At 55.1% G+C, this 4845-nt stretch carries 5 protein-coding genes; 1 reads left to right on the forward strand and 4 read right to left on the reverse strand.

Annotation, left to right across the window (positions count from 1 at the left end; translation table 11 throughout):
• Window positions 1-189: 189 nt before the first annotated feature.
• Together NKJ21_RS27190 and NKJ21_RS27195 are read right to left on the reverse strand one after the other, a co-directional pair.
• On the reverse strand, window positions 190-867 hold the full coding sequence (locus NKJ21_RS27190; protein WP_002898927.1) for an isochorismatase family protein: 678 nt from the start codon (window positions 865-867) through the stop codon (window positions 190-192).
• Window positions 868-885: 18 nt separating this feature from the next.
• Window positions 886-1746 carry a pirin family protein gene (locus NKJ21_RS27195; RefSeq protein WP_008805952.1) on the reverse strand — a complete coding sequence of 287 codons (861 nt, stop codon included), beginning with the start codon at window positions 1744-1746 and terminating at the stop codon, window positions 886-888.
• 114 nt (window positions 1747-1860) lie between these two features.
• On the opposite strand from NKJ21_RS27195, the gene NKJ21_RS27200 reads away from it, so the two are divergent.
• On the forward strand, window positions 1861-2766 hold the full coding sequence (locus NKJ21_RS27200) for a LysR family transcriptional regulator (protein ID WP_004141420.1): 906 nt from the start codon (window positions 1861-1863) through the stop codon (window positions 2764-2766).
• Between the two features lie 188 nt (window positions 2767-2954).
• Here NKJ21_RS27200 and NKJ21_RS27205 read toward each other — a convergent pair whose 3' ends face one another.
• Window positions 2955-3527: a TetR/AcrR family transcriptional regulator gene (locus NKJ21_RS27205; RefSeq protein ID WP_032738887.1), complete on the reverse strand. Its 573-nt coding sequence runs from the start codon at window positions 3525-3527 to the stop codon at window positions 2955-2957.
• 94 nt (window positions 3528-3621) lie between these two features.
• On the reverse strand, window positions 3622-4485 hold the full coding sequence (locus NKJ21_RS27210; protein ID WP_012542255.1) for an arginase family protein: 864 nt from the start codon (window positions 4483-4485) through the stop codon (window positions 3622-3624).
• Between the last annotated feature and the right edge of the window lie 360 nt (window positions 4486-4845).

Genomic DNA, 4845 nt, shown 5'->3' on the forward strand with positions numbered 1-4845 from the left:
ACACACTTTCCAGGCGTGCTCCTTCAGCCACTCGGACACCTCACCATATTGTCTTGCTGCTCACCTTGGGTGGGCAACGGGGCGCTACTATAGGGAGTTGCGTTAAAACGGTCAAGCATATTTTCTTCTTTCTCTACCGTTCGCTCACGCAATGAACAATGCCCCGCTGCGGTACAGCGGGGCGGGGTTTTAGCGCTGAGAATCCAGCTGTTCGTTATTCTTCACCACGTCCTGCGCTTTGCTGTAGCTTTCGATCAGCAATTGGTAGGCCGGGAAGACTTTGGTGTACACCTCCGCCCATTCTGCGGCGTCCGGGCGATTCCAGGTGCGCTGCAGCTCAGAGGCGACAGCGGCGGTATCCATCGGCACTACGCCAGCCTGTACCACGCGAGCCAGGGTGATTTCCTGCGCCATTTTGCTGTAGGTGCCGGAAGCGTCAATCACGGCAAACACTTTATACCCATCGGCGACAGCGGCGATAGCCGGGAAGGCCATGCAAACGCTGGTAATGGTTCCGGCGATAATCAGCGTCTTACGACCTGTCGCTTTCACCGCGGCGACGAATTCCGGGTTATCCCAGGCGTTAATCTCGCCTTTACGGGCGATGTATTTCGCATGCGGCGCGTTTTCATGAATCTCCGGGATCAGCGGACCGTTCGGCCCCTGCGGCACGGAGGCGGTGGTGATCACCGGGATCCCGGCAAGCGACGCCATCTTGGCCAGCGCGGCGGCGCGAGCGCGCAGCTCTGGCATTGGCATATCGCCGACGGTCTGGAACAGGCCGCTCTGGTGGTCAATCAACAGCATGGCGGTATCGTTAACATCAATCACCGGACGAGCACCGTTAAAGTTAGCGGGAGTAGACATAGTATTCACCTCAATCAGTTAGATTTGGCCAAAACGGCCGCTGTTAAAATCGCGAACGGCTTCTGCGATCTGCGTTTTGTTATTCATGACAAAGGGGCCATAGCCCACAATCGGCTCCTGCAGCGGTTCGCCGGCCATCAGCAGAACTTTTGCCTGGGCGGTCGCCTCCAGATGCAGGGCGTCTCCTGTCTGGCTCAGGACGGCGAGCTGACCTTCGCGGGCGGACTCGGAACCGTTGATGATCACTTCCCCTTCCAGCACCACCAGCGCGGTACTCCAGCCTTCCGGCTGGCGCAGCGTGAGGTCGCGCCCCTGATTCAGCTGCAGATCCCACACGTTAAGTGGTGAGAAGGTATGGGCCGGGCCGCTGACGTCGTCATACTGGCCGGCAATAACCCGAACCTGTCCGGCGCCATTCGCCAGCGCGACGGTGGGGATCGTCCCGGCGGTAATGCTCTGATAGCCGGGGGCCGTCATTTTGTCTTTGGCGGGCAGGTTGACCCACAGCTGGATCATCTTCAGCTCGCCGCCGCTGCGGGTGAAGGCCTCCGAGTGGAACTCTTCGTGCAGGATCCCGGCGCCCGCCGTCATCCACTGCACGTCGCCCGGGCCAATCACCCCGCCGCGTCCGGTGGAGTCACGATGCTCTACTTCACCGGCGTAGACGATGGTGACGGTTTCGAATCCGCGATGCGGATGCTCACCGACGCCGCGTTTATCGCTGCCCGCCGGGAAGGTGTACGGCCCGGCATAGTCGAGCAGTAGGAAGGGGCTCAGCTGCTGGCCGTGCGTCTGATAAGAAAACATCGAACGAACCGGGAAGCCGTCGCCTACCCAATGCTGCGCAGGCGCGGTGTAGACTCCTGTAATCTGTTTCATGGCTTTCTCCTGTGTATCGGTATCTGATGTGAATAAGCTTATATCCGGGACGACGTATGCGGTAGTGAGCAAAAATGACCTATACTGTTCCAAAAATGGAACAATGGAGGAAGGATGCAGGATCTCAATGACTTCGCCTGGTTTGTCCAGGTGGTAGACCATGGCGGTTTCGCCGCGGCGGGGCGAGCGCTTGACCAGCCGAAATCCAAGCTCAGCCGCCGCATTGCGCAACTCGAGGAGCGGCTGGGCGTCCGTTTGATCCAGCGAACCACCCGTCAGTTCGCGGTCACCGAGGTCGGGCAGACCTTTTATCAGCATTGCAAAGCGATGCTGATAGAGGCCGAGGCGGCACAGCAGGCGGTCGAGACGCTGCGCGCCGAGCCGCGCGGTAGCGTCAGGATCACCTGTCCGGTCACCTTGCTGCATGTCCATATTGGACCGATGCTGGCGCGATTTATGGCGCGCTATCCCGGGGTAACGCTGCACCTTGAGGCGACCAACCGCCGGGTGGATGTGGTCGGGGAGGGGATTGATGTGGCGATCCGCGTCCGTCCCCGGCCCATCGAGGATAGCGATCTGGTGATGCGCGTGCTGGCGGACCGCGGGCACCGGCTGGTGGCCAGTCCTGATCTCATTTCCCGGCTCGGACGCCCGCAGGCGCCGTCCGAGCTGAGCGCCTGGCCGGGACTCAGCCTGGGAGCGAACAAGCATCAGCATAAATGGCAGCTTACCGGGCCCGGGGGGGCAAGGGCGGAGGTGTATTTCACGCCGCGAATGGTGACCACCGATATGCTGGCGCTGCGCGAGGCGGCGATGGCCGGCGTCGGCGTGGTACAGCTTCCTTTATTAATGGTGCGCGATCAGCTGGCGTCAGGGGAATTAGAGGTGGTACTGGATGAGTGGCAGCCGCGGCGGGAAGTGATCCATGCGGTGTTTGCTTCACGGCGCGGGCTGCTGCCCTCCGTCAGGGCGCTGGTGGACTACCTCAGCGAAGAGTATCAGCGGATGGAGGAAGATTGATGGGTAGGCAGAGGTTTTTTGCCGGACTCATATGTGAAAAGCGTCCGTACTTTTTCACGCACTCTTCGCAATCGCGTAGGCTCGTGAAAGATTGCTCACTGTGTGAGTCGTTTGCCGCTTGAGAGCGTTGGCTGTTATAAGCAACCTCTGGTTTTTTCGATACATCGTTTTACTATGACCGTCTGGTATTATTTAAGCAATTTTGCCATAACGTCAAAAAACATTGGCAGATCATCCTTGAATGAGAAGGTCGTGTTTATTGCCTGACGAGCGATTAAACCGTCAATAAGGGCAAAAATAATGATCGTGATTTCTTCAAGGTTAATATCACGGCGAAACTCTCCGGCAGCGATACCCTCCTGGATGAGCCGCGCGAAGCTTTTCCGCATGATGTCATCACTGGAGATATACGTTTTTCGCAGTTCTGGATTACGCGCAGACTCAGCCATGATTTCAACCCAAAGTTGATGCGTGATAGGGTAACCGATCTCGCTAATACAGGACGTGACTTGTGCACAAAGGCGATCAAAATAAGAGCCTGCATAGGTCGCATTATGGGCAGTCAGCGCGGAGTTCTGTTCTTCCAGTACAATAGCCTTAACAAGCTCATCCTTACTTTTGAAATACGTATACATTGCTCCTTGACTAATTCCTGCCCGGGTAGCGATTTCACGTACGCTTGTCGCACTAAAGCCTTTTTCCGCAAAGCAGGCAGCAGCAGCCGTAATCAACTTATGGTAGGTTTCGGTTTTTTTTAACATATCGGCATCTTGGTAAATTCGGTGTCCAGACTTTAACGCGCTTTTATGCAAGGAGCCAGAGCTAAACTCTGTCGTCTGGCTCCTGGATTTCGTCTTACTTTAGAAGGGGTAATTCACTGAGCATGTTCTTGAGATTCAGCATGTCCCAGGGCAAATGTTCAGCGATTGTCAGGCCAACGGGGACTGCTTTTGTCGTCGCTGCCGCTATCAGATTGAGTACATCCTCAATCGTCAGTTTGCCTTCAGCAACGTCGCCAAAATCGTGTTTTCCGCGCCCCGGTTTTGCAAAAAGAATGGAGCGGAACAGAGATGGGTCGAGTACGTCCAGATCGATATGGATCGCCAGATACGCAATCTTTTCTTTAGCTATCCACTCCAGGACTTCATCTGCACCGCTTTTAACCTGTTCAGGTGCTAGCGTCGTAATGTTATGGCGAGTGAGGTATTCAGCTTCATAAGGAAGTGGCGCGTGGATACCGGCAATCATTATTTTTGACGGATTAAGTTTGGTTTTTACATGGGCAACTAAATCGTTATCACCCGTACCCATTAGCGCACCAAGCACATGGGCATGCGCGTTTGGATATTGTTCAGCCGTCTGCACGTCAGGATGCGAGTCAATCCAGAGCACACCGAGTTTGTCTCCGAACTTATCGAGCAGGTGGGCGAAAGGCGCCAGCGAAACCAGGCAGTCTCCGCCTAAAATGACAATGCTATTGGGATCATGTTTTTCAATCAGTGCGGCAGCATTATTGAGTTGCCTGATGAGGGATGGCTTAGCCGTGATGCCATTAATCCCTGGCAATGGCTCTGTTGTTGGTAACTCAACAGGAACGATCTCAACGGGCCCTTTTGCTTCAGGAGAGAGAAACGAGAGGAGCTGCGAGCCAAGATAGTAGGGAGGATTGTTACCGCCTTGCCATTGAGGAAATATAAGTCGCAGTGTTTTGCTAGTCATTGGTACCTTCTGTGTTGTCATGCGCTAAAGTGAATGAACGTTCATTCACTTTTACATTGTATTACGGTCGATACGCAAGTAACAAAGCACTTTTCGTTAATGCATAACGTACACCATCCGGAGCGATATGATTTTCGTTATGCCGGGTGGCTCAAAGCGGAAGAGGGGATAGTGTTGGCGAACATCTTCGCTGCGCTGTTAATCGTGTGAAGCAGAGTCTGGCTTTGACAATACAGCGTAATGTCTGTTGCCAGTTGTCGAACCCTGGTCGGGGGTTCTCATCCCCCCGGCGGGTGCCACAGACGAAAAAAAGCCCGTACTTGCGTACGAGCTCTTCTTAAAATATGGCGGTGAGGGGGG

It is taken from the genome of Klebsiella sp. SWET4 (genome assembly GCF_024296565.1).
Classification (GTDB): Bacteria; Pseudomonadota; Gammaproteobacteria; order Enterobacterales; family Enterobacteriaceae; genus Klebsiella; species Klebsiella variicola.

Coding starts and splice junctions, on each gene's coding strand:
- NKJ21_RS27195 (WP_008805952.1), bottom strand. CDS start 1,746: ATGAAACAGATTACAGGAGTCTACACCGCGCCTGCGCAGCATTGGGTA.
- NKJ21_RS27210 (WP_012542255.1), bottom strand. CDS start 4,485: ATGACTAGCAAAACACTGCGACTTATATTTCCTCAATGGCAAGGCGGT.
- NKJ21_RS27200 (WP_004141420.1), top strand. CDS start 1,861: ATGCAGGATCTCAATGACTTCGCCTGGTTTGTCCAGGTGGTAGACCAT.
- NKJ21_RS27205 (WP_032738887.1), bottom strand. CDS start 3,527: ATGTTAAAAAAAACCGAAACCTACCATAAGTTGATTACGGCTGCTGCT.
- NKJ21_RS27190 (WP_002898927.1), bottom strand. CDS start 867: ATGTCTACTCCCGCTAACTTTAACGGTGCTCGTCCGGTGATTGATGTT.